Source organism: Mesorhizobium sp. NPDC059054 (genome assembly GCF_042739215.1).
Taxonomy (GTDB): Bacteria; Pseudomonadota; Alphaproteobacteria; order Rhizobiales; family Rhizobiaceae; genus Mesorhizobium.
Window position 1 is genome coordinate 1418916 of the sequence record NZ_JBHYHV010000001.1, and the last position, 24737, is coordinate 1443652.

General features: G+C 62.1%; 23 protein-coding genes. 18 read left to right on the forward strand and 5 right to left on the reverse strand.

Features of this window, described 5'->3' with window-relative positions:
• Positions 1-18 precede the first annotated feature (18 nt).
• The 4 genes from ACFWXH_RS06840 to ACFWXH_RS06855 all read left to right on the forward strand — a co-directional run bounded on the left by ACFWXH_RS06840 (position 19) and on the right by ACFWXH_RS06855 (position 3891).
• On the forward strand, positions 19-774 hold the full coding sequence (locus ACFWXH_RS06840) for a heme ABC transporter permease (RefSeq protein WP_379118607.1): 756 nt from the start codon (positions 19-21) through the stop codon (positions 772-774).
• A 134-nt stretch (positions 775-908) separates the two neighbouring features.
• Positions 909-1595 (forward strand): D-lyxose/D-mannose family sugar isomerase, encoded by a 687-nt coding sequence (locus tag ACFWXH_RS06845; RefSeq protein WP_379118609.1) that lies wholly within the window; start codon positions 909-911, stop codon positions 1593-1595.
• A 293-nt stretch (positions 1596-1888) separates the two neighbouring features.
• On the forward strand, positions 1889-2887 hold the full coding sequence (locus tag ACFWXH_RS06850; protein ID WP_379118995.1) for a YeiH family protein: 999 nt from the start codon (positions 1889-1891) through the stop codon (positions 2885-2887).
• A gap of 107 nt (positions 2888-2994) precedes the next feature.
• Positions 2995-3891, forward strand: coding sequence for a LysR family transcriptional regulator (locus ACFWXH_RS06855; RefSeq protein ID WP_379118611.1), 897 nt, complete (start codon positions 2995-2997; stop codon positions 3889-3891).
• A gap of 17 nt (positions 3892-3908) precedes the next feature.
• Here the strand turns inward: ACFWXH_RS06855 and ACFWXH_RS06860 are convergent, their stop codons facing one another.
• The 3 genes from ACFWXH_RS06860 to ACFWXH_RS06870 form a co-directional block, all read right to left on the reverse strand.
• The gene (locus ACFWXH_RS06860; protein WP_379118613.1) at positions 3909-5330 is read right to left on the reverse strand and encodes a coniferyl aldehyde dehydrogenase; all 1422 of its coding nucleotides are present in this window, start codon (positions 5328-5330) and stop codon (positions 3909-3911) included.
• A gap of 178 nt (positions 5331-5508) precedes the next feature.
• Entirely contained in the window at positions 5509-7098 is a 1590-nt protein-coding gene (locus ACFWXH_RS06865) for a GMC family oxidoreductase (RefSeq protein WP_379118615.1), read from the reverse strand.
• A 4-nt stretch (positions 7099-7102) separates the two neighbouring features.
• Positions 7103-8605 (reverse strand): aldehyde dehydrogenase family protein, encoded by a 1503-nt coding sequence (locus tag ACFWXH_RS06870; protein ID WP_379118617.1) that lies wholly within the window; start codon positions 8603-8605, stop codon positions 7103-7105.
• Between the two features lie 196 nt (positions 8606-8801).
• Here ACFWXH_RS06870 and ACFWXH_RS06875 point away from each other — a divergent pair, with 196 nt between their 5' ends.
• The 8 genes from ACFWXH_RS06875 to ACFWXH_RS06910 all read left to right on the forward strand — a co-directional run bounded on the left by ACFWXH_RS06875 (position 8802) and on the right by ACFWXH_RS06910 (position 15529).
• Positions 8802-9590, forward strand: coding sequence for an SDR family NAD(P)-dependent oxidoreductase (locus ACFWXH_RS06875; RefSeq protein WP_379118619.1), 789 nt, complete (start codon positions 8802-8804; stop codon positions 9588-9590).
• An 18-nt stretch (positions 9591-9608) separates the two neighbouring features.
• Complete coding sequence (locus tag ACFWXH_RS06880) at positions 9609-10403, forward strand: MoaF C-terminal domain-containing protein (protein WP_379118621.1); 795 nt, start codon at positions 9609-9611, stop codon at positions 10401-10403.
• A gap of 14 nt (positions 10404-10417) precedes the next feature.
• Positions 10418-10807: a nuclear transport factor 2 family protein gene (locus tag ACFWXH_RS06885; RefSeq protein ID WP_379118623.1), complete on the forward strand. Its 390-nt coding sequence runs from the start codon at positions 10418-10420 to the stop codon at positions 10805-10807.
• A 60-nt stretch (positions 10808-10867) separates the two neighbouring features.
• Positions 10868-12070: an amino acid ABC transporter substrate-binding protein gene (locus ACFWXH_RS06890; protein WP_379118625.1), complete on the forward strand. Its 1203-nt coding sequence runs from the start codon at positions 10868-10870 to the stop codon at positions 12068-12070.
• Positions 12071-12215: 145 nt separating this feature from the next.
• Positions 12216-12953: an ABC transporter ATP-binding protein gene (locus tag ACFWXH_RS06895; protein WP_054309983.1), complete on the forward strand. Its 738-nt coding sequence runs from the start codon at positions 12216-12218 to the stop codon at positions 12951-12953.
• Entirely contained in the window at positions 12934-13659 is a 726-nt protein-coding gene (locus ACFWXH_RS06900; RefSeq protein WP_379118628.1) for an ABC transporter ATP-binding protein, read from the forward strand. The genes ACFWXH_RS06895 and ACFWXH_RS06900 overlap by 20 nt, the downstream gene beginning before the upstream one ends.
• Positions 13659-14549: a branched-chain amino acid ABC transporter permease gene (locus ACFWXH_RS06905; RefSeq protein WP_379118630.1), complete on the forward strand. Its 891-nt coding sequence runs from the start codon at positions 13659-13661 to the stop codon at positions 14547-14549. Before ACFWXH_RS06900 ends, ACFWXH_RS06905 begins: the two co-directional genes overlap by 1 nt.
• Complete coding sequence (locus ACFWXH_RS06910) at positions 14546-15529, forward strand: branched-chain amino acid ABC transporter permease (RefSeq protein ID WP_379118632.1); 984 nt, start codon at positions 14546-14548, stop codon at positions 15527-15529. The genes ACFWXH_RS06905 and ACFWXH_RS06910 overlap by 4 nt, the downstream gene beginning before the upstream one ends.
• A 127-nt stretch (positions 15530-15656) precedes the next feature.
• Here the strand turns inward: ACFWXH_RS06910 and ACFWXH_RS06915 are convergent, their stop codons facing one another.
• Positions 15657-16604 carry an AraC family transcriptional regulator gene (locus ACFWXH_RS06915; RefSeq protein WP_379118634.1) on the reverse strand — a complete coding sequence of 316 codons (948 nt, stop codon included), beginning with the start codon at positions 16602-16604 and terminating at the stop codon, positions 15657-15659.
• Between the two features lie 182 nt (positions 16605-16786).
• Positions 16787-17560 carry an IclR family transcriptional regulator gene (locus ACFWXH_RS06920; protein WP_379118636.1) on the reverse strand — a complete coding sequence of 258 codons (774 nt, stop codon included), beginning with the start codon at positions 17558-17560 and terminating at the stop codon, positions 16787-16789.
• A 157-nt stretch (positions 17561-17717) separates the two neighbouring features.
• Between ACFWXH_RS06920 and ACFWXH_RS06925 the strand changes: the two genes are divergently transcribed.
• The 6 genes from ACFWXH_RS06925 (at position 17718) to ACFWXH_RS06950 (ending at position 24684) form a co-directional block, all read left to right on the forward strand.
• Positions 17718-19112, forward strand: coding sequence for a transaminase (locus tag ACFWXH_RS06925; protein ID WP_379118638.1), 1395 nt, complete (start codon positions 17718-17720; stop codon positions 19110-19112).
• Between the two features lie 3 nt (positions 19113-19115).
• The gene (locus ACFWXH_RS06930; RefSeq protein WP_379118640.1) at positions 19116-19913 is read left to right on the forward strand and encodes an SDR family oxidoreductase; all 798 of its coding nucleotides are present in this window, start codon (positions 19116-19118) and stop codon (positions 19911-19913) included.
• A complete protein-coding gene (locus ACFWXH_RS06935; protein ID WP_379118642.1) occupies positions 19910-20683 on the forward strand; it encodes an SDR family NAD(P)-dependent oxidoreductase in 774 nt (257 codons plus the stop codon). The genes ACFWXH_RS06930 and ACFWXH_RS06935 overlap by 4 nt, the downstream gene beginning before the upstream one ends.
• A gap of 44 nt (positions 20684-20727) precedes the next feature.
• Positions 20728-22392 (forward strand): amidohydrolase, encoded by a 1665-nt coding sequence (locus ACFWXH_RS06940; protein WP_379118644.1) that lies wholly within the window; start codon positions 20728-20730, stop codon positions 22390-22392.
• The gene (locus ACFWXH_RS06945; RefSeq protein WP_379118646.1) at positions 22379-23470 is read left to right on the forward strand and encodes a CobW family GTP-binding protein; all 1092 of its coding nucleotides are present in this window, start codon (positions 22379-22381) and stop codon (positions 23468-23470) included. The genes ACFWXH_RS06940 and ACFWXH_RS06945 overlap by 14 nt, the downstream gene beginning before the upstream one ends.
• An 86-nt stretch (positions 23471-23556) precedes the next feature.
• Positions 23557-24684, forward strand: coding sequence for an ABC transporter substrate-binding protein (locus ACFWXH_RS06950; protein WP_379118997.1), 1128 nt, complete (start codon positions 23557-23559; stop codon positions 24682-24684).
• Positions 24685-24737: the final 53 nt, after the last annotated feature.

Below are 24737 nucleotides of genomic sequence, written 5' to 3' on the forward strand. Positions count from 1 at the left end.
AGGTTCTAAGAACACCTCATGAGCGAAATGAGCACACGCCCCTCGAGTTGGGCAGACCTGGCTAACCCGACCCGTTTCATGGCTCTGGCCGATAGGCTGGTGCCTTGGCTGACTGGCATCGCGATGGTCGTGCTCGCGGCCGGTCTCTATATGAGCTTCACCGCGCCTGAGGATTTCCAGCAGGGCATCACCGTACGCATCATGTACATCCATGTGCCCTTCGCCTGGCTTTCCATGATGTGCTACACGGTGATGGCCCTTTCGGCGTTGGGCACGCTGGTATGGCGCCACCCACTGGCCGACGTCTCGCTGAAGGCCGCAGCGCCCATCGGCGCGGTGTTCACCGCATTGGCGCTGATCACGGGCTCGATCTGGGGCAAGCCGATGTGGGGAACCTGGTGGGTGTGGGACGCTCGCCTGACCTCGGTCTTTGTTCTGTTCCTGATGTATCTCGGCATTATCGCGCTGACCCGTGCATTGGACGATGCCGCGCGTGCAGCCTGGGCCGCCGCCATCATCACGCTGGTCGGCTTCATCAACATTCCCATCATCAAGTTTTCGGTCGAATGGTGGAACACGCTGCACCAGCCGGCGTCGGTATTCCGGCTGGACGGACCGACGATCGATCCCAGTCTTTTGTGGCCGCTTCTGGTAATGGCCATCGGTTTCACGGTTCTGTTTTTTGCATTGCATCTGATTGCGATGCGCACCGAAATCCGTCGCCGCCGTGTCATAGCGATGCGCCGCATGGCGGCGCGTCGCGCCGACGCCTGACGCCGCCCTCGCTGCACATCGACAGCCGGCGGGCGTTGCGCTATGCGAAATTCCCAAGCAGGTTCCGCAAAAATGTCCCGCGGTTTTGCGACGAGAACCTGCCAAAGGGTAACTGCTTTCACAGGATCGTCCTCATGAAACGTTCGACCGTCAACGCCATCATTCGCGAGGGCGATGCCTTCATCCGTTCATTCGGCTACGTCATGCCGCCTTTCGCCTATTGGACACCGGAGGACATGAAGGCGCGTCGCGGCACCTCCGCGGGCGTGTTCGACTCCCGGCTTGGCTGGGACATCACCGACTATGGCCAGGGCAAGTTCGACGAACTCGGCCTTTTCCTGTTCACGGTGCGCAATGGCCGTTTCGAGGACATGAAGAAGGGCGCGGGCATGCTTTATGCCGAGAAGATCATGATCACGCGCAAGGACCAGCTTTCGCCGATGCACCGACACGTGATCAAGGCGGAAGACATCATCAACCGCGGTGGCGGCAAGCTGGTGCTGGAACTGTTCATGCCCGATGCGGATGGCGGCATCGATCCCACGGCGGAAGTCTCCGTTCCGGTCGACGGCACCATTCGCAAGTTGCCGGCAGGCGGCCTGCTCAAGCTTGATCCGGGCGAAAGCGTCACGCTGCTGCCGGGTGTCTGGCACGCCTTCTGGGCAGAGGGCAAGGACGTGTTGATCGGCGAAGTCTCGACCGTCAACGACGATCTCACCGACAACATCTTCCGCGAGCCGATCGGTCGCTTCTCCGACATCGAAGAGGATGAGGCACCGCTGCACCTCCTGGTATCCGACTACGAACGCTGGGTCGGCTGATCCCTCGCTAGAGCGTTCCCGTTTTCACGGAAACGCTCTAATTCTTTGTTTCTACGCAATTTCGGACGGAAAACCGTTAGACATTTTTCCTGGAATTGCTCTCGCGTGGCGAACGCGCGGGTGACATCCAACGCGTCCTGCCGCCTGCAGTGATCGTTCGTTTGAATCGAATGATTTGACACGGACAATGCGTTGGATTGATGAGAGGGAGAATGGCATTCCAATTCTGCTTGGAATTGGAGAATGCCGTGTCTGCCGTATCGTTTGATCGCCCGGTTGCCCCGCCCGTCAAGATTGGCGAGCCGGCGGCCGTCAACAAAACCACAATCTGGCCCGGCATCGTGCTGGCGGCGATTGTGGCTGCGTCGGCTTTTTCGATCCGCGAATTACCAGGGCTCGGCATTTTCAGCCCGATGATCCTGGCCGTCATCGTCGGCATCGTCTTCGCCAACTTGGTTGGCTTGCCGTCCAACACGCGCGCCGGTATCGCCTTTTGCCAGCGCACCCTGTTGCGCCTCGCGATCGTGCTGCTCGGCTTCCAGCTGACGGTGACGCAACTTGCAGCGATCGGTGCAGCCGGTGTCGGCGTTGTCGCGCTGTCGCTGCTGGCCACGTTCTGTTTCACCCTCGGCCTTGGCCGGCTTCTCGGTGTCGACCGCAAGCTCACGGAATTGATCGCCGCTGGAACCTCGATTTGTGGCGCCTCGGCCATTGTTGCGACCAATGCCGTGACCAACGCAGGCGACGAGGATGTTGCCTACGCCGTCGCCTCAGTCACGCTGTTCGGCACCATCGCAATGCTCGGGTACCCGCTGCTGGCCGTCGCGACGGGGCTCGATCAGCATGGCTTTGGCCTGTGGGCAGGTGCTTCCATCCATGAGATCGCGCAAGTCATCGGCGCCGGCTTCCAGATTGGCCCGCAAGCCGGCGAAATCAGCACCATCGCCAAGCTGGCACGGGTGGCGCTGCTAGCGCCCATGGTGATAGCGCTTGGCGTCATGGCTGCGCGGGGCAGGGCCGCTGAAAAGGCCGCAAAGCCACCCATACCTTGGTTTGTTTTCGCCTTTGTCGCCGTTGTCGCGTTGAACAGCGCAGTCGAAGTGCCGGCCGAGGCCAAGTCCCTCATCGTTTTCGCAACCACCTTCATGTTGTCGGTCGGCCTGGCGGCAATGGGCCTGCAGACGCATATCGGCAAGATACGCTCGCGGGGTCTTCGCCCATTGCTGCTTGCGCTTTCGGCGTTTGCCTTTATCGCTTGCTTCAGCCTGCTTCTGGTCAAACTGGTGGGCTAGTGCATCGGCCCGAAAGTCGGGTTCGATTTTCGGCAAGCACGATGCGCAGATTTAGAGTTTTGGAGCGCCGCGCGTCCAATGGATGCGCGGCGCTCTGAGGAGTTCGCATGACGCTGGAGCAATTGCGCATTTTTGTTGCCGTCGCCGAACGCGAGCACGTCACCAACGCTGCGCGTGATCTCAATCTGACGCAATCTGCGACGAGCGCGGCGGTGGCCGCGCTCGAGGCTCGCTACGCGACGAAGTTGTTCGATCGTGTCGGCCGTCGCATTGCGCTCACCAATGCTGGGCGGCTCTTCCTGGCTGAGGCGAAAGCGGTGCTGGCACGCGCGACGGCTGCCGAACTGGTGCTTGCGGATCTTGCCGGATTGAAGGTCGGCTCGCTGGGCCTCGCTGCCAGCCAGACGGTCGGCAATTACTGGCTGCCGCCTTTCATCCATGCTTTTCGTTCGCAACATGCCGGCATTGCCGTTTCGCTCACCATGGGCAACACCGAGACGGTGGCAGCGCAGGTGCGAGAAGGTGAGGCCAATCTTGGCTTTGTAGAGGGTGAGGTCGATGAGCCGACCCTTTCCGTCAGCACGGTGGCAGAAGACGAGATGGTGCTGCTGGCGCCGCCCGATCATCCCTGGGGGAAGCTCGGCAAAGACGCCAAACCCTTGCTTGCAACGGCAAGCTGGATCCTGCGCGAAAGCGGTTCCGGAACGCGCTCGACCCTTGCTGCCATGCTGCGCCAGGAAGGTATCTCGGAAACCGATATCGACATTGGCCTGGTGTTGCCCGCCAATGAGGCAGTGCGGACAGCCGTTGCGGCTGGAGCTGGAGTGACGGTGATGTCTCGCCTCGTTGCGGCCAATGCGCTCGCCGCCGGCAATTTGATCGCGGTCGACTATCCGGTGCCGCGCCGCAAATTTTTCATGCTGCGCCACAAAGAGCGCTATGCCACCGCCGCCGAGACCGAGTTCATGCGGGTGATCGGCCAAGGCAACCGAACCAATAACTGACGTTGCCGCGCTTATGTTCAGGTCACCAGCCTGAGCATTTTCAGCACACGCTCGAACATTGCGCCGTAAGGAGGATGCAGAAGCGCTCCGCCGTTGAAACGCGATTGCAGGAAGACCGGCTTTTCCTTGCTGAAGGTACGGAATCCCCATTCGCCATGATAGGCACCGGTGCCGCTGGCGCCGACACCACCGAAGGGCTGACGTTCCTGTGCTATATGCAGCAGGCAATCGTTGATCGTGACACCGCCGGCCACGGTCTCGTGCAACACGCGTTCGCGTGCCGCGGAATCGGTTCCGAACCAATAGAGGGCAAGCGGTCTATCGCGTTGGTTCACATAGCTGATCGCATCATCCAGCGAAGCGTATTCGAGGATCGGCAACACCGGCCCGAAGATTTCCTCCTGCATCAAGCGGCTGTTTTCCGGTGCATTCTGCACCAGGGTCGGAGCGATTTTGCGGCCTTCAGCGGAAAGCGTCTCGTTTGCCGGATTGACCTCGGTCACGACAGCGCCGCCCGCCGCCGCTTCCTCGATCAGGCTGTTCAGCCGCTGGTAATGACGATCGGAGACGATCGAGCTGTAGTCGGTGTTGGCTTTCAAGGTCGGGTAAAGCTTCCTGACGGTCTCGGCGAACCTCTTCGTCAAAGCTGAAGCCTGGCCTTGCGGCACCATGACATAGTCCGGAGCGATGCAGGTCTGCCCGGCATTGAGCAGCTTGCCGAAGACAATGCTGCGCACGGCTGCATCCATGTCACAGGATGAATCGAGGATCGCTGGTGACTTGCCGCCCAATTCCAGCGTCACCGGTGTCAGGTTGGCAGCGGCTGCAAGCGCCACCTGGCGGCCAACAGAAGTCGAACCGGTGAAGATCAGGTGATCGAAGGGTAAAGACACGAACGCCTTGCCGGTCTCGGCATCGCCTGTAATGACATCGACTTCTTCAGGAGCGAAATGTTCGGCAACGAGATCGGCGAGCAAGGCCGAAAAACGAGGGGTGAGTTCCGAAGGCTTCATCAACACCCGGTTGCCGGCCGCGAGCGCCGCCGTCGCCGGGGCAACGGCGAGCTGGAACGGATAGTTCCACGGCGAGACGACGCCGACCACGCCAAGAGGCTGCGGCACGAGGCGGTTCTTCCCCGGCAGGAACGGCAGGCTGGTGGCAATGCTGCGGGCACGCATCCAGGAACCGACATGCGAGAGCGCGTGGTTGATGCCAGCACGCACCACGAACAGTTCGGCAAAACGCGTTTCATGTGCCGAACGGCTGCCGAAATCGGCGTCGATGGCCTCGCAAATCGCTTGTTCGTGATTTTCGGTCAGCGCCTGCAGGCGTTTCAGGCGATCCTTGCGGATGGCAAGGGAAGGAAACGGTTCCGCTGCGAAGGCGCGTCGTTGCATGTCGAAGCGCTCGCGCAGCAAATCGGGTTTGACATGCAGCATGGTCAGCTCCACCCCTGCTTGATCGTTTCGCCGTAAGGCATTGAAAACGCAAAAAGCACGCTCGCGCACTAGAATGCGCTGTACGCATACGGGAATGGAACGCCCGATTTGAACGAGCGTCAACAGCTTTTGACGGCGTCATAGCTGCCGATACGGAAGGTTGGCGCTCGTCTAATCGTCAGGCCGTCGCCAGGATGAAGTCGGCACACCGGTCCGCGATCATGATCGTCGGCGCATTGGTGTTGCCGCTAACCAGGCGTGGCATGATCGAGGCATCGCAAATGCGCAGGCGCGGTACCCCTCGCACGCGAAGCTGCGTGTCGACAACCGCCGCCTCGTCCGTGCCCATCCGGCAAGTGCCGACCGGGTGGTAGACGGTCTTGGCTGTCTGCATGATGTGGTCGACGATCTTGTCCTCCGACAAATCCGTCGCTCCACCAGGCCTCAGCTCCTCCCGGATCACCGCCTGCAGCGCCGGCTGGCGCAGGATGTTGCGCGCCACTTTCACGCCTTCAACGAGCAGCTTCAAGTCATCCGGGTTCGACAGGAAGCCGGTGGTGAAACGGATCGGATCGTTCAGGTCACACGAGCGCAACTCCACCTTGCCGCGCGACTTGGGGCGCAGCACGCAGGGGTTCAGTTCCATGCCGTGTTCAGCCACCGAGCCATGCACGGCGTTCTCGATCATCACCGGCAGCACGTGGAATTGGACATCCGGCCGACCGTCGCCGTCGGTGTCGAAGAAGCCACCGCTCTCCACGACGTTCGAGGTAAGCAGGCCGGTGCCGAAGAGCATATACTGCAGCCCATGACGAAGCGCCTTCAGCCCTTTGTCCTGGCCAAGCAGCGAAATCGGCTCGCGCGTTGCGGCGTAGACCGGCGTCGCGACATGATCCTGCAGATCCTTGCCGACGCGCGGCATATCGCGGACGATCGGAATCCCCAATTCCGCCAGGTGCGCTGCGGGACCCAACCCCGACAGCATCATGATTTTCGGCGTCGCCAGCGCGCCGGCGGCCAGGATCACTTCTTCCTTCGCGGAAGCCTGCACGATGCGGCCGTTGGCGGTTGTATAGGAAAGTCCGCTCGCCGCGCCATTCTCCAGCGTCAGCGCACTGACCTGGGCATCGGTGACGACGGTGAGGTTCGGATCGCTGGCGAGCGGTTTCAGGAACACCGTTGCCGCCGATTGGCGGACACCATCAAGCGTGGTCAGCTGATAGAAGCCGACGCCTTCCTGGCATTCGCCGTTGAAGTCGTCATTGTAGCGGTAACCGGCCTGTTGCGCGGCCTTTACATAAGCGAGTGAAAGCGGGTGCCTGTGGCGTGCGTCCGATACAGGCAAGGGGCCGCGAGTGCCGTGATAGGTGCCATCCAGCCGCTCGTTGCGCTCCAGCCGCTTGAAAGCCGGCAGCACATCGTCCCAGCCCCAGCCAAGGCAACCGAGATCGCGCCAGGCATCATAATCCTCGTGCTGGCCGCGGATGTAGAGCATCGCGTTGATCGATGAGCCACCACCCAGAGTACGTCCTTGCGGGATCGGCAGCTGCCGCCCACCGACATTCGTCTCCGGTTCGGACTGGTAGATGAAGCTGCGGTTGGTGCCGATGACCTTGGCGAAGGTCGCCGGCATATGGATGAATTTGTCGTTGTCGCGCGGCCCGGCTTCCAGAAGCAGGACGCGCTTGCCGGCCGTTACCAGCCGGTTGGCAACGGTGCAGCCGGCCGATCCCGCGCCGGCAACGATGTAGTCGAAGATTTCCGTCATCGGCTCAGGCGTACCGCATGATGACGGTTTTGGTCTCCAGATAGCTGTCCAGCGCCGCCTTGCCGTGCTCGCGACCGATACCGGACTGCTTGAAACCGCCGAACGGAGCGGCGGGGTCCAGCGTGTTATGCGAATTCACCCACACCGTGCCGGCCTTGAGGCCGTGTGCAGCCTTCATCGCCTTGCCGAGATCGCGCGTCCAGACCGATGCGGAAAGGCCGTAGCGGGTGTCGTTGGCAAGCCGGATCGCCTCGTCGAGATCTGCGACGGGCATCGCGGCGACGACCGGTCCGAATACCTCTTCGCGCACGATTTCGGCGTCGAGCTTCACATTGTGCAGGATGGTCGGTGCGATGTAGTGGCCCTTGCCAGGCACGGCGCGGTCGCTGCTGACACGTTCGCCGCCGGCAGCCAATGCACGGTCGAGATAGCCGAGCACGCTCTGCTTGTGCTTGGCTGACACCACCGGATTGATCTGCGCGCCTTCGTCTCGTCCGGCACCGAGCGTCATACCGTCGGCGATTTCAGCCAGCCTTGCCAGTGTGCGATCATAGATCGACTTTTCGATCAGGATGCGTGCCGCCGACGTGCAGACCTGACCCTGGTTGAAGAACATGCCGAGGCCTGCGAGCAGGGGTTCGATGCCGTCTTCCATGTCCGAGAGCAGGATCATCGGCGACTTCGAACCCAGTTCCAGCGTGAAGCGGGCGACACGATCCACCGCGGCATGGCCCACGCGCTTGCCGACTTCGGTCGAGCCCGTAAAGGTCAGCTTGTCGATGCCGGGATGTTTGATCAGCGCTTCGCCGGTCACCGAGCCTGAGCCGGTGACGACATTGACCACGCCGGCCGGGAAGCCGACCCCCTCGATCAGTTCGGCGAGCCGCAGCAGGCCGAGCGGTGTCTCCTGTGGCGGCTTGATGACAACGGTGCAGCCGGCAGCGAGTGCTGGCGCGATCTTCCACACGCCGATCATCAGCGGGAAATTCCATGGCACGATGGCACCGACCACGCCGACCGGCTCCATGACCGTCATGGCATGATGCTTGGCGCCGGGTGGTACCGGAATGGAGACATTGATCGTCGTGCCTTCGATTTTGGTCGCCCAGCCGGCATAGTAGCGCAGCCAGTTTACCGAACCGCCGGCCGACAGCATCTTGGCGACGCCGAGCGACTTGCCGTTCTCGATGCTTTCGATTTCGGCAAGCAGATCCATATCCGCTTCGACGGCATCGGCAAGTCTCAACATCAGCCGCTCGCGCTCGACCGGTGGCATCGAACCCCATGGACCTTCCAGTGCCGCACGCGCTGCCTTTACGGCCTGGTCGACGATTTCGGGACCGCTTTCGGGCACGCGAGCAACAATTTCACCTGTCGCCGAGTCATCGACCGGCAACGCCCCATCTTGGTCGATATCGACAAAGCGCCCCCCGATGAAAGGGCGATGCATGCGGGCAAGAAACGCCGATGCCGCGGCGCTGATCGGGGGAGCAACTCTCTCGTTCATCAAATCCTCCTGCCGGCCATTTGACCGTGCGGTCAGGGGTAGGAAGGCTGCTCGCGCGCTTCAAGGCAAAGACCGGCCAAGTGCACGTTCAGTCAAAACAAAGTTCCCGCTCGGACAAGACGTTGCGCCCGGCAGCATCGCACTATCGGTGCACATAAACGGACCGGAGCAGGCGGTCCGCCAACACGGGGCGACGATGAGGTTTTCCGGAAAGACAGCATTCATTACCGGCGGAGGCACCGGCATCGGCGCTGCTGTCGCCAGACGCATGGCCAAGGAAGGTGCCAATATCGTTCTGATGGGGCGTCGCCGCGAACCGCTCGAGGCCGTGGCGAACGACACCAACGCACTGATCGTTCAGGGTGATGCCGCCGATGCCGATGCAGTGCGCGCCGCCCTGAAGGAAGTGCACGCCAGGTTCGGTCTCGTCGACATCCTGATCGCGAATGCCGGCGGCCACGGTGTCGGCCCCACCATTTCGATGAGCGACGAGACCTGGGCGCTGGCGACACGGACCAATCTCGACACCACTTTCGTCTGTGCCCGCGAGATCCTGCCCGACCTGATCTCGCAGCGCGGCAACATCGTGGTCATTGCGTCGATCGCGGGACTTTTCGCCGGACCGGCGGCTGCGGGCTATGTGACCATGAAACATGCCTGCGTCGGGCTCGGCAAATCGCTGGCCCGCGACTACGGCCGCCGTGGTGTGCGCACCAACACCATCTGCCCGGGCTGGGTGGCCACCGCGATGGCCGACGAGCAGATGCAGGTCGTCGTCGAGAAACACGGTCTCGCCTCCGTCGACGAAGCCTACAGGCTGGTGACCAAGGATGTACCGCTTGGCCGTCCCGCCACGCCGGAGGAAGTCTCCAACGTCATCTGCTTTGTTGTCTCCGATGAGGCCGTGATGATGAACGGCTCTATCCTGACCGTCGATGGCGGCGCCACGGTGGTGGATCTGCCGACCCTAGCCTTTGTCGATTGAGCGTTCGAGGAGCTTGCAATGAATGACGTGAACAGACCGGCCGACTGGAAGCACTTCGATGACTTCGCCACCGGGATTGCCACCAACAGGCTGCCGGCGACCAAGGCGCTGGCCGGCCAGACCTTCAAGATCACGCTCAATGGCGGTCGCCAGATCGATCTGGCTTTCACCTCGGCGGATACCGTTGCCTGGGGTGAAGGCAAGGACGCTGGCGTCGATTGGTACGAGGCGCTCGAAGTCGCCGCCGACACCGTCTTCATCAATATGACGTTCGCCGCACGTCCGACCGAAGACGAAGCTTTCATCGTGAACACCCGCACACGGCGTGTCCTTTCGGTGCGCGAACGGGTGAGGGAAGCCGGTGAAGCGCCGGGCGAGCCGCGTGTCGCGCAGACGTGGCTGGCGGGCGTGCTCGGCGATCCATCAGTTGCACCAGGCGGTATCGAACCCGCACCGTCGCGCGACCTCGTCGGGCTCACCGCACATTATGAATACAGTCCCAACCACGTCTACGAGCATATCTACCTGTCGTCGCAGCGTTATGCCTGGCAGAATCTTGTCGGCGTGCAGCGTGGCCATGGCGATGTCGACCTTGCCACGACCTGGAAGTTTGCCGACGGTCAGTATGTCTTCGGTTTCCGCGAGTTCATCATCCCGGTGGCTTCGTTGTTCTTCTACAACTGGGCTGACATGCGCTCGACGGGCAAATTCCTCGGCGTGATCTCGACCGGCGCCATCGAAAACAAGCCAGCTGGCGCCTTCATCACCAAGAAATCGACAACCGACTACGGAAAGGGACCGGCGCCGGTTTGAGCGCGGGCAAAACCATGAGCAAGAACTACGAAGCGATCAAGGCGCACTACGCCGGCTCCGACAACAAGGACCTGGCTGCGATGATGGCGCCGATCACCGACCGCACGGCCTGGACCGAGATGGCCGGCTTTCCCTATGCCGGCACCTATGTCGGCACTGTCGCCATCATCGAAGGCGTGTTCAAGCGCATCGGCGACGAGTGGGAGGGTTATACCTTTACGCTGGAAAGGCTGGTCGACGGCGGGTCGACCATCCTCGGCATCGGCACCTACACCGGTACCTACAAACGCACCGGCAAGCCGATGAAAGCGCGTGTCGTTCACGTCTGGGACGTCGAGGACGGCAAGGTACTGCGGTTCGAGCAATTCACCGACACCAAACTGGTTGCGCAGGCGACCGGCTGACGATTTGGGGCAGGCCCGACCGGTATCCGGCGGGAGTGGAATTGGGAGGAGAACATGGGAATGAGCCTGAAAGGAATGCTGGCAGCGCTCGCGCTGTCCACGGTGCTGACCGGCGGCGCAACCGTCATTGCCAATGCCGCGGGTGACGAGATCGTCATCGGCGCGCCGGTTTCATTGACCGGTCCATTCGCCGGCGACGGGAAGGAACAGGAATGGGCTTACAAGCAGGCGGTCGCCGATATCAACAAGGCTGGCGGCATCATGGTCAAGGAAGCCGGCAAGAAGCTTCCTGTCAGGCTGGTCATCGCCGACGATGAAAGCACGGAAGCCAAGGTCGCTTCGGCGATCGAGAACCTGGTCAAGGTCCAGAAGGTCGATATCCTGCTTTCGACCCACTCCGGCCCGCTCAATGTCGCCGGTGCGATCGTCGCCGAGAAGTACAAGAAATTCTACATGATCACGGCGGCTTTCCCGTTCGAGTGGCAGCCGCTCAAAATGAAATATTCGGCGTTGTTCTTCTTCCATCCCGGCCCCGGTGCCGAGGTGCCGTTCGAAATCTGGCAGAAGCTGCCGGAGAGTGAACGTCCGAAGCGTCCGGCTCTCGTCACAGAAGATTCGCCAGACGGCAAAGGCTTCGGTGGCGCTTTCGAGGCCGCAGCCAAGAAATATGGCTACACCTTCGCCTTCAACGATCCGTGGGCAACCGGATCGACCGACTATTCGGCGATGATCACCAAGCTGAAAGCTGCCGACGCAGACGCCATGCTGGTGTTCGGCTCTCCGGCAGACACCGTCACGCTGATCCGCCAGATGAAGGAACTAGGCTTCAGCGTTCCCTATTTCCATGGCTGGAAGGGCACCTGGACCGGCGAATTCCATGACGCGCTGGGCAAGGATTCCGACTACGTCCTGACCGATGGTTTCTGGTCGGCAAGCTATCCCTACAACGGCGCCAAGGAATTGGGCGAGCGCTACGAGGCCGAATACAAGAAGGACTCCGTCACGGTCGGCGCCTTCTACGCCAACGCCCAGGTGCTGTTCCAGGCCATCGAGCGCGCCGGATCGACCGATGCCGCGGCAGTGCATGACGCCATCTTCAACCAGGAATTCAAGGATACCGTGGTTGGTCCGCTGAAATTCGACGAGACCGGCTTCGCCTTGATCCCATCGGTCGCCACGCAGTGGTGGGAAGGCAAACACCAGCTGCTCTTCCCGAATGGAACCTGGACTTACAAGCCGGCTCCCGCCTGGGACAAGCGCTAGACGTTGGGGGTGCCGTCGGGACGACGTCTGGCTTTGTGCCGACGCCGTCCCGTCGTGCACGCAGTTACCGACACGCCGTAGTTATGGCCACATAAATCCACGCAATCTTTCCCCTGAAGCCAGCGGGCAAAGGAATCGACCAAGCATGCAGTCAGACGAAACCGTGCTCAGCCTGGAGGCGGTGACCAAACGTTTCGGCGGCCTGGTGGTGCTCGACGGCATCGACCTGGTCGTCGGCCCGGGGGAACTGGTTGGCCTGATTGGTCCCAACGGCGCCGGCAAATCGACGCTTTTCAACGTGATGACGGCCATCTACGCCCCGACACGCGGCAAGGTCCGCTTCAAGGGCAAGGATATCACCGGCGCGGCGCCACATCATATCTGCCGCTTCGGCATCGCCCGCACGTTCCAGCTTGTCCGCACCTTCCTGACCATGACCGCCTTCGAGAACGTCATGGTCGGCGCCGTCTACGGTTCCGGCGGGCGGGTGCGGCATGCGAAGGAAGCGGCTGAAGCCGCGCTCGAGTTGGTCGGCCTCAGCGCAAAACGCGATGTGACGACGGCGCATATGACGTTGTCCGATCGCCGGCTGCTGGAAATCGCGCGCGCGGTAGCGTCAGAGCCATCGCTCCTTCTGCTCGACGAGCCGATGGCCGGTCTCAATCCGACGGAGATCAGGCAGATGGTCGAGGTCATCCGCCGAACACGCTCCGAAAAGGGCATTTCCATCCTGTGGGTGGAACACAAGGTGGATGCCATCATGAAAGTGTGCAGCCGGGTCGTCGTGCTCGACCACGGTGTCAAGATCGCCGACGGCACACCCGCCGAAATCGTCGCCAACCGCAAAGTCATCGAGGCCTATCTTGGCGAACCGGCTGCTTGAAGTAACAGATCTCGAGGTCGCTTATGGCGACGTGCGCGCGCTGTGGGGCGTGTCGATCCATGTCGATGCAGGTTCGGTAGTGGCCATCGTCGGCGCCAATGGTGCAGGCAAGACCACGCTGCTGAAAGCCATATCCGGCCTAGTCCCCACGAAACGCGGTGAGATCAAGCTTTCGGGCACCTCGCTGCTTAGGCGCGCTCCTGAAGATATCGCTCGCATGGGTATCGCCCATGTGCCCGAGGGGCGTGGGCTGTTTCGCCAGATGACCGTGCTGGAGAACCTGGAACTGGGTGCCTTCCAGCCCAAGGCACGGGCGAACATGAAACGCGCGCTGGAAAAGGCCTATGACCTGTTTCCGCGCCTGAAGGAGAGGACCGGCCAGAAGGCCGGCTCGTTGTCAGGCGGCGAACAGCAGATGCTGGCGATTGCACGTGCCACCATGTCCGAACCGTCGCTGCTCATTCTCGATGAGCCTTCGATCGGCCTGTCGCCACTGGTGGTGCAGCAGATGTTCCAGCTGATCGAGGCACTGCACAAGCAAGGCGTCACCATCCTGCTTGTCGAGCAGAACATCCACCAGGCGCTAAAGATCGCCGACTACGCATTCGTGCTGAAGACCGGCGAGCTTGCGATGCAAGGCACGGGTGCAGAACTCATCGCCGACCCCGAAGTCCAGAAAGCCTATATGGGCGTATTGGAGCTGTAATGACCCTGCCATCGCCGGAGATCTTCCTGCAGCTTTCCATCAATGGTGCGCTCGGCGGCGCCATGTACGGCGTTGCGGCTGTCGGCCTCAGCCTCATTTTCGGCACCATGCGACTGATTTTCCTGGCGCAGGGCGCCATGATCATTCTCGCCGCCTATCTGGTGCGCGCGCTGTTCCAGCATCTTGGCATCGATCCGTTCCTGTCGCTCATCATCATAGTGCCGGTCGGGCTGGCAGCCGGCTGGCTGATCTATCAGGGTCTGTTCCGCAAAGCGGCGGCCGAGGAGGATCGCAACATCTCGTTGCTGATCGCCGTCGGCGTCATGTTCCTGGTGCAGAACCTGATGACTGTCATATGGGGCGGCAACACCGCTGCCGTGGTCACCAGTTACACCGCGAGCGGTATCGAATTGCTCGGCGTGCGGGCCTCTTTCACGCGCTCCATGGGATTCCTGATCGCACTGGCAGGAACGGCGCTGGTGGTGCTTTTCCTGCGCAGGACCCTGGTCGGCAAGGCGGTACGGGCGGCGTCGGAGGACATGACAGCGGCCACGCTGATGGGCATCAGCCCGCACAAGGTCAATGCGATCGCCTTCGCCATCGGCATCGCGCTGGCGGGTGCGGCAGGCGTCGCGGTCGCGACGACCTTTCCCTTCAATCCCTTCGCCGGCTTCATCTTCAGCCTCAAAGCGCTGGTGGCGTTGGCGCTTGGCGGCATCGGCAACGTTGCCGGCGCACTCGCAGGCGGCATTATCCTTGGTCTTATCGAGGCTTACGTTCAGTTCTTCATCTCCGGCGGCTGGACCAACGCCATCGCCTACGGCGTCTTCCTGGCTGTCTTGATGTTCAAGCCGGAAGGGCTGTTCAGCCGGCCTTACAAGAAAGCATGACCGCCATGGCCAATTTCTCCTGGAAATGGGCGGCAGCGCTCCTCACCGTCATCCTCGCATTGGTACCATTCTGGCCGGGTGCGCTCGACAGCTATCTGTTTTCGTTCCTGTTCTTCGTCTTCATCTATGCGGTGATGGCGCAGGGCTGGAACCTCGTCGCCGGCTTCGGCGGACAGATCAGCCTCGGTTCACATGCCTTCTTCGGGCTGGGCGCCTATACAACGGCGATCCTGTGGAGCGGCAATTACCTTTGGGGGTCGCTCTACGAAACGTTCCCGCGCATTTATTACTTCGATCCGGTGACCATGGTGCTCAGCGGGATGGTAGCCGCGCTGGCCGCCGCACTGATCGGCCTGCCGCTGCTCTCCAAGCTGCGTGGCGACTATTTCGCTCTGGGTACTCTGGGATTCGGCGAAATCCTCAAGGTGATTTTCGTCAACGGCGGCGACTTCACCGGTGGTGCATTCGGCCTTGTGACGCCCTCCAGCACCTTCGAAACGCTGATGCCACATTACTGGACAGGGCTTGGCCTCACCGCAGGAACGGCACTGGCGATCGGCTGGCTGATGCGCTCACGCTATGGGCTCGCGCTGATCGCCGTGCGCGATGACGAGATGGCAGCTTCCGCCAACGGGATCAACACACTGAAGGTCAAGGTCGCGGCCTTCGCTGGTAGTGCCTTCATCGCCGGCATCGCCGGAAGTCTCTACAGCTATTACATTTTCCACGTCGGGCCGGACTCCGTTTTCAACCTCGACTGGATGCTTCTGCCCTTGATGATGACCGTCGTGGGGGGCACGGGCACGGTGCTTGGACCGATCCTCGGTGCCTTCACCATGTATGCGGTGTTCGATATCGCCCGTATCTTCGTGCCGGATTACCACCCCATCATTTCAGGGCTGACCATCATTTTGGCAATGCTGTTCCTGCCGAAAGGCCTTGTACGCAAGATCCTGCCGATGTCGCTCGCGCGCAACTAAAGGCTGTCGCTAGGGAAGTGGAATCACGAGGCGATCTCGCTCGACCCCGCGCCGGTTCTTCCTGCTACCGGAACGGCAACTAGACCAGCTCCACGCAATCGTCTCCTCCTTTTGGGAGGCAAAACCGTCAATGCAGCCGGCTAAGCACGGTGTCACGCAATTCGCGTGGCGAGACTTCGTATTTCGCCTTGAAGGCACGTGAGAAGTGCGCGCTGGAATTGAAGCCGCAGGCGAAGGCGATTTCGGAGACCGATACGCCGTTGCCTGCCATCAGCGCTTCACGGCTGCGCTCCAGCCGACGATCCCAGATAAAACGCTCCAGCGTGATATCCTCGCTTTCGAAAGCACGGTGCAGATAGCGGCGCGAGCAACCCATGTGCCGCGCGATCTCGTCGGCCGAGAGGTCACTACGTGACAGGTTGGCGTCGGTATAGGCGATGATGCGCTCGCGCAGCGCTTCCAGCGGCGAGCGGCGCTGATCGACGAGTTGAGGCTTGGAGCAGATCAAGCCGTTGACGAGCTGAATAAGGCTTTCGCCAACCCGTCGGCAATTGGCTTCGTCCAACCTGCGGCCGTCGTCGATGGCCATGCGCATCAGCCCTGACACGATGTGCGTAAGGCTATCGTCGTCGCCGGGCAGGGGCAGGGGAGCCGCCAGCCGCGCCAGCGTGTCGTCGCTGAAGGTTGATCGCGGCACCTGCAGGATGAGCTGGTCGACGCCGGTCAAATTCTGCAGGGAATAACTGCGCACCGGGTCGTAGATGATGGCCGAACGCGGATTGAGGTCGACGGCCACCGAATGCTGCTCGAAATGGCTGCGGCCGGCGACCTGCACCAGGATCTTGATCGCATCGGGGTCGAAGCTGCGCCAATGGGCGCGGTCGTTGACCACGACATGCGCCTTGGCCCGGATTTCGGAAAGCCGGCACGGGCCGAGATTGACCGAAAGCAGCTTGGGGATCGATTCGACCGAACCGCGCGCGAAACGCTGGGTGATCGGGCCGAACAGCAGGCGAGACGTGGACAGGAAAGCTTCGCCGTCGGCGATGCTGACATGACGGGCGGCATGCTGCATGGGGTTCCTCCTCGGTGGTGCCTCCCGTCTTGGCGCGGGCTGGCATGACAACGCCGCAGTCAGCGGGTGACATATTTTGAAACGGAACTTAACACGCTAATCATTCTTTTCGCAACGCTCATGCAAGCGGTCGCAAGCAAGCCGGTCAAGTGAAATCAGCGTCCATCGCGTGGCCGGAAACTTCAAGCCGGCAGTCGTCCCGCCGGTTCGACTGCCTCGCCGATGAGCCGCCTCGTGATCAGCCGTGTAGCTTCGATCAGTATCGCTCCCTGGGTCGCAGCCACGGAATCGTCGGCGCGTGACACCGGCGAGGCAATCGCCACCGTGCCGATCGGGTAGCCGTCGGAACCGAGGATCGGCGCGGCTACCGAGTGAACGCCTTCCTCATAACCCTGTGCGCTGCGTGAATAGCCACGCTCGGCCGCCAGTCCCACAGCTTGCAGCACCTTGTTCGCGTCGGTCATCGTGTGAGGGGTGAAAGCGGCGAGCGGCGCCTCCAGATAGTCGCGGCGTATCTCTTCGTGCGCGAAGGCGAGCAGTGCGATGCCCGAGGCGGTGCCGTGCAACGGCAGGATCTGGCCGACATTGACATTGACGCGATTGGCCTTGGCCGAGAGCTCGACATGAATGGTGAGGAGGGCGCCACCGCTGTACTCCGAAAGGTGCACGGTCTCGCCGGTCTGCTGTGACAGCTCACGCAGAATAGGCACTGCGACAGGCACCAGCGGCAGTTGCGCGTCGCGGATGCGAGCGAGCCGCGTCAGGCCGGCACCGAGGCGGTAACGGCGGCTCGCCGGCTCCTGTTCGACCAGGCGATGTTCGGCCAGCGCCACCAGCAGGCGACGCGCCGTCGCCTTGTCGAGACCGGCCTTGCGGGCGAGGTCCGAAAGGCCGATTTCCGGCTCTTCCAGCGTGAACAGTTCCAACAGGGACACGGCCTTGCGCACGGTGCTCATGATCAGCTTCCAAAACGATACTTAGCGTGTGAATTAACTTGACAGGGGACGATCTAGCTTGCAGTTTGTCTACAACAAATAAAACGATGGTTCAAATAATGAACCAGTGGGAAACGTGATCATGCCTTTGATGGCATGTACAGGGAGATTTCACGGCTTGACGCTTGCTGCACGAACAGACCGCAACACCGCGACCATCGCGGAATTGCTGGACCAGGAACAGGAGCGCTTCCGGCTCACCCATCCGCGTTCGGCTGAAGCCTGGGAAGAGGGACAGCGGCATTTCCTCTATGGCGGCCCGTCGCACTGGATGCGGCGCTGGGCGGGCGGTTTTCCGGTCTATGCGGCGCAGGCCAAAGGCGCGCATATCCGAGATATCGACGGCCAGGACTATGTCGACTTCGCGCTCGGCGACACCGGCGGGATGTGCGGGCACGCACCGGAGGCGGTGACGCGCGCCGCACTTCGCCAGTTGCAGAACGGCACCACGATGATGCTGCCGACCGAGGACAGCTTGTGGGTTGGCGCGGAACTCACCCGTCGTTTTGGCCTGCCTTACTGGACGCTGACCACGTCGGCGACCGACGCCAATCGCGGCGCTATCCGCATTGCCCGGATGATCACCGGCCGACCCAAGGTGCTGGTGTTTTCCGGCTGCTATCACGGCGGCGTCGAGGAGGCACATGTCGAGATCCGCGACGGTCGCGTCGGCCTGCGCAACATGATCCATCCCAATGGCGTCGATCATTCGACGGTGTCTCGCGTGGTCGAGTTCAACGATGTCGAAGCATTGGAACAGGCCCTTTCGGCTGGCGATGTCGCCTGCGTTCTCACCGAACCGCTGATGACCAATTTCGGCATGATCCCGGTCGCCGATGGTTTCCATAAAGCGCTGCGCGAGATCACGCGCCGCACCGGGACAGTGCTGATCATCGACGAGACGCACACCATTTCGAACGGTCCCGGCGGCTACACCGGCCAGCACGGCCTGGAGCCTGATATCCTTGTGGCCGGCAAGGCGATCGCGGGCGGCATTCCGGCCGGTGTCTTCGGCGTGTCGCAGGAAATCGCCGAGCGGCTGTGGGCGATCGTACCCAAGGTCAATCCGCGTGTGCGCCAGTCCGCCCATCTCGGTATCGGCGGGACGCTGGCAGGCAACGCGCTGACTGTGGCCACCATGCGCGCGGTGCTGGAAGAGGTTCTGACGCCGGCGAATTTCGAACTGATGACCGCGAATGCAACCCGGCTTGCCGAAGGTGCACGCGACCTCATCAAGGCCCGTGAATTGCCTTGGCATGTCACCCAGATCGGTGCGCGCGCCGAGATCATGTTCATGCCGAAGCCGCCACGCAACGGCGCCGATGTGATCGCCAGCCGGCGTGGTGATCTCGAGACGCTGCTGCACGCCTATTACATGAACGAAGGCATCTTGGTGACGCCGTTCCACACCATGTTCCTCATGTGCCCGGCGACGACTGCTGAGCAGGTCGACCGCCACACCGAGGTATTCGGGCGTTTCGTCGACCTCCTTGCCGACGCCGGAGTATCCTGAGCGATGGGCACACCCGGCTTCGATCTGACCGGACGGGTCGCGCTGATAACAGGCGGCGCGCGCGGCATCGGGGCCGCGATAGCCACGCGTTTTGCCGAGGCCGGAGCCTCCGTTGTCATCGCCAACCGTACCTTTGATGTGGCGGAGGCGCTTGCTGCGGAGCTCACCGCCCGCAATCTGTCGGTCCGTGCCGTGCCGCTGCCCGGTCTCGGCCGTTCGGAACTCCACGAGGTCGTCGACAATGCTGCTTCCGGAGCAGGGCGGCTCGATATCGTCGTGCACAATGCCGGCGGCTGCCCCTGGGCCTCGATCGATGAACTCGACGAAGACAAGCTTGAGCAGGCACTGTCATTGAACCTCAAGGCCTGCTTCTGGCTGGCGCAGGCGGCCGCACCCGTCATGCGCAGGCAGAACTTCGGCCGCATCCTGGTGACGTCGTCGGTCTCGGCGCGGGTCGCCATGGCCGGTGGAGCGCATTATTCGGCGGCCAAGGCTGGCGTGAATGCCTTCATCCGTGGCGCTGCCTTCGAATATGCCCGCGACGGCATCACCGTGAACGGTGTCGAGCCTGGCTTCATCGCCAAGGACCGTGGCTCGATGAGCAAGCCCGAAGTGGCAAACAGGCTCAGCCAGTTCATCCCTGTCGGGAGCTACGGCGAGGCCGACGATATCGCCTTTGCCATGCTCTATCTGGCGTCCGCCGAGGCCAAATACACCACAGGCCAGACTATCGTCGTCGACGGCGGGTCGACGCTGCCCGAGACCGGCTTCGCGGTCGAAAAGCATTGGGGGCTGTCGTGAGCGGGCGTTTGCAGGGTCGCAAGGCGCTGATCACCGGAGCCGCTACCGGCATGGGGCGGGCGACGGCGGAGCTCTTCAGCAAGCAGGGCGCTGAAATTGTCCTGTTTGGCCTGGGAGGCGACGCGCTTGACGACGCAGCCAAGGCCAGTCGTGGCAAGGCCGTGCATGGCGACATCACCGACAGTGCCGATGTGACGCGCGCCATCGATGCCTGCGGCGGCCAGGTCGATATCCTCGTCAATGCAGCCGGATTGCTGATTCCGGACGAACCGGAAACCGTGTCCAACGAGGTCTGGGAGAAGACCTTTGCCGTCAACGTCACCGGCACGATGATGATCTGCCGGGCCGCGCTGCCGCTGTTGAAGAAAAAAGGCGGTTCTGTCGTCAACATCGCCTCGGTCGGCGCCTTCAATGCCAGCGCGCAGAACGCCGCCTACTCGGCGAGCAAGGCGGCGTTGGTGTCCTACACACGCTCGCTTGCCTACGCGCATGGACCTGATGGCATCCGCGCCAACGCGCTGGCGCCGGGTTGGGTGCGCACACCGATGAGCGAGGAGGAGATGGAGGCTGCGGCGACCGCCAACGGTTCAACGCCGGAGCAGGAATTCGCGGCGCTGACCGGCCGCATTGCTTTGCGGCGCATCGCCGAGCCAGCCGAGATCGCGTCCTGCTGTCTGTTCCTGGCTTCCGACGAGGCGTCCTTCGTGACGGGCGCGGTTTTGGTTGCTGACGGCGGAGGGCGGGCACCGACCCAGAATAGGGCGGTGTGAGAGGAATACGGCAGCGGCCGAATGAATTGGGTGGAGGAAATAGAATGCCTGACAAAAGTGCCGATCTGGTTCTCGGGAACGGCCGCATCTACACGATGAACCGCAAGCAGCCCTGGGCATCGCATGTGGCGGTGAAGGGTGGGCGCATCGTAGCGGTCGGCGATGCGGCAAGCGTCGCAGCTTTTACCGGAAGCAGCACGCGCTCTATCGACCTCAAGGGTGCGATGTTGATGCCGGGCGTCGTCGACGTTCACGCCCATCTGATGATGGGGGGGCAGGCGGAGTTATTCGAACTCCGCTACGCCTCGACCTCCAGCTTCGAGACCATTGTCGAGAAGGTACGCGAGAAGGCGGCTTCCACAGCGCAGGGCAGCTGGATCATCGGCGGCCAGTGGGGCAGCGACCTGCATGGCAAGCTGAACAGCCTGGAATCGCTCGCCCAACTGGACGCTGCCGCGCAGGGTCGTCCGGTCATGCTGCGCGACGACAGCTATCACAACCGCTGGGTCAACTCGGAAGCGATGCGGCTGGCCGGCATCAACAAGGACACACCCGATCCCGACCAGGGCTCCATCGGCCGAGACCCGACAACCGGTGCGCCGACAGGCCTGATGATCGAATCCGCCTCCGGTCTGGTTGAAAGCGTCATCGCCAATTCCGGCTACTACACCGAGGAAATGGACCGGTCCGCTATGGCACAGTCCATCTCCACGCTGAATTCCTATGGCGTGACGGCGTTCCTCGACGCGGCCGCCATGCAGCCGATCCTGGCTGCCCTCAAAGGGCTGGACGATCGCGGTGAACTGACGGCCTGGTCGGTCTCGGCGATGCCGGCCGTCGAGCCATCCTTCATGTTCGGCATTGCCGGCGACGAGCTGATCGCCTTGAAGGATCAGTATCGCAGCGCCCATGCCAAGCCGGATTTCGTCAAGGTCTTCCTGGACGGCGTTCCGGGCGCCAAGACCGCCGCCTTCCACGAGCCTTACGTCGCCGATCCGATCCTCGGCTGCTGCTTCCGCGGCTCGACCATCGTCACGGTTCCGGATCTCATCCGCTGGGTTGGCAAGTGTGAAAAACTCGGGCTTGCAGTGAAGATCCATTGCGCCGGCGATGCCGCCGTCTCCCAGGCGCTCGATGCCATCGATGTCGTGCGCTCCTTCAACGGCCCGACCAGGCTGATCCATCACATCGCGCACGCCAGCTATATCGCACCTGGCGACATTCCGCGTTTCGCCGAACTCGGCGTTGCCGCCGATCTCTCGCCGTTCCTCTGGTACCCGACCAGCTTCCTGGAAGGCCATAAGCAGGCAATGGGCGTGGAGCGTGCATTGCGCTTCTGGCCGAACAAACAACTGCTGGCCGCTGGCGCGCTGCTGGCGGGCGGCTCCGACTGGCCGGTCATGCCCAATCCCGACCCATGGAACGGCATCGAGGGTCTGGTCACTCGCCAAAACCCGAACGGTGAGTTCGCCGGCGAAGCACTCTGGCCGGAAGAGGCGATCGACGTCGCCACCGCGCTGGAGATCTTCACCATCAATTCGGCCCGCGCCATCGGGCTTGGCGAGACGATCGGCTCGATCGAGGTCGGCAAGTCGGCGGACTTCATCGAACTCGACCGCAACGTGCTCGAAATCCCGGCTGACGAGATCGCCGACATCAAGGTCATGACGACCTGGTTCGAGGGAAGGGTGGTGTATGAGCGAACCTGACCCTGCCAGCGGGCTTGTCCCGGTCACCATCCTCACCGGCTTCCTCGGATCCGGCAAGACGACGCTGCTCAACCGGCTGCTCAAGGAACCGTCGATGGCGGGAGCCGCCGTCGTCGTCAACGAGTTCGGCGAGATCGGGCTCGATCACCTGCTGATCGAAGCCAGCGAGGAACAGTTCCAACTGCTCGACAATGGCTGCGTGTGCTGCACGGTGCGCGGCGATCTGGTGGAGACGCTGAAGACGCTGCACCGGCGCGCTGCCGATGGTGAATTGCCTCAGCTCAGCCGCGTCGTAATCGAGACGACCGGTCTGGCTGATCCGGCACCGATCCTGCACACGCTGATTGCGGAGCAGGATCTCGCCAGCCGTTACTGCATTGCAGGCGTTGTCACCACCGTCGATGCCGTCAACGGTCCCGCGACGCTGGAACGTCATGCTGAAGCCACCAAGCAGGTCGCGGTGGCAGACCGCCTGATCATCACCAAGGCCGATCTTGTCGACGGCTGGACGGTGGATGCGCTTCAGCACAGGCTTGCAGCGCTTGCACCGGCAGCAGAGCGCTGTCTCGCGGCGGACGCGGCGCTGGATACCCTTCTCTATGCCGAAACGCCAGGTTCTGAGGCGCGCGCCGATCAGGTCGCTGCCTGGTTCGACAGAGCTGCGCAGTCGATCCACGACCATGGATGCGGGCCGGATTGCGATTGCCATGATCACCACCACCATCATGATCATGGCCACCATCACGGTATCCAGTCCTACAGTTTTGTCATCGACGAGCCGGTGGAATGGGCAGCCTTCGCAACATGGCTGGACTACATCGCGGCATTGAAGGGAGAGGACCTTCTTCGCCTCAAAGGCCTGGTCTGTGTCGCCGACGACCTCGATCGGCCGCTGGTGCTGCATGGCGTGCAGCATGTGTTTCATCCGCCGGCCAGGCTGGAGTCATGGCCGTCGCCGGATCGCCGCACCCGGCTTGTCTTCATCGTGCGCGATATCGCGTACGAAACCATTGAACGGACGCTTGTGAAATTCGCCGGAGTTCGCCCCGCCAAAGGGCCCGAAAGGCATGCAGCGTAACAATCAACCAAACCAAGGGGAGAGAGAAAATGCATTGGAAATCAGCTTTGCTTTCTGGCGTCTTTGCCGCGATCGGCATCGGCACCATGACGGGAGGCGCCGCTGCTGCCGGTCCGACCTGCGCCAACGGCACCATCAAGGTCGGTGCGGTTTCGACCATCACCGGCCCGGCCGATTTCAGCGAGGTACCAAAGGCGACACAGGCTGCGTTTGATGCCGTCAACGCTGCCGGCGGCATCAACGGCTGCAAGATTGAATACACGATTGCCGACGACAAGGCCGACCCCGCCGTTGCCGCCCAAGCCGCACGCGACCTGATCGACAACAAGGAGGCCGTCGCCCTTGTTGGTTCGGGAAGCCTGCTCGATTGCGCCGTCAACGCCGTCAACTACAATCGCAAGAAAATCTCTTCGGTTCAGGGTCTTGGCGTCGACGCTGCATGTTTTTCTTCACCCAGCGTAGCACCCGTCAATGTCGGCCCGTTCACGCTGTCGACCGCCATGGGCTACTACGCCACCAATGTGCTGAAGAGCCAGAAGTTCTGCGCTTTCTTCATCATCATCGGCGGCACCCAGGAAGCCTACAAGAAGGGCATCGAGGACTGGGAGAAGATCAGCGGCCAGAAGGTACATCTGCTTGACCTTACCTTGCCTTTCCAGGGCGATCTCACGCCGTATGTCATCAAGGCGCGTGATGCAGGCTGCGACACCGTGCTGACCAACCAGGTCGAGCCACAGGTGGTGCAGCTGATCAAGACGGTGGATGCCCAGAAGATCACCGGCATCAACTGGCTGTTCCTGGCGCCGGGCTACACGGTGCAGGTGGCCAAGGCACTCGCCGATACCAAGCAGCCGATCTATGTCGGCACCGAGTGGGAGCCTTTCACCGAAACCGGTTCGGCCGCCAACGCGCAGTGGATTGCCGACATGAACAAGGCCGGCCGGCCGCTGACCGCTTTCTCGCAGGGCGGTTATCTGGCTGCCAAGATGTTCCTCAAGGTCATCGAGGGCATCGACGGTGAGGTGACGCGCGAAAGCGTGACCAAGGCGCTTCTGGAAATGAAGCCGATCTCCGATCCGCTGGCCGGCTCGCCTTACGTATTCGGTGAAGCAAAGACCCATTCGCCGATGCGCGCTACCAAGGTCATGAAGCTCGAAAGCGGGGCTTGGAAGGTGGAAACACCGGAATGGGTCGTGCTTCCTGACGCAAAGTAGCCGCTGACTGAAGGACGGCAGACATGTTCTGCCGTCCTCTTTTCTCATTCGGG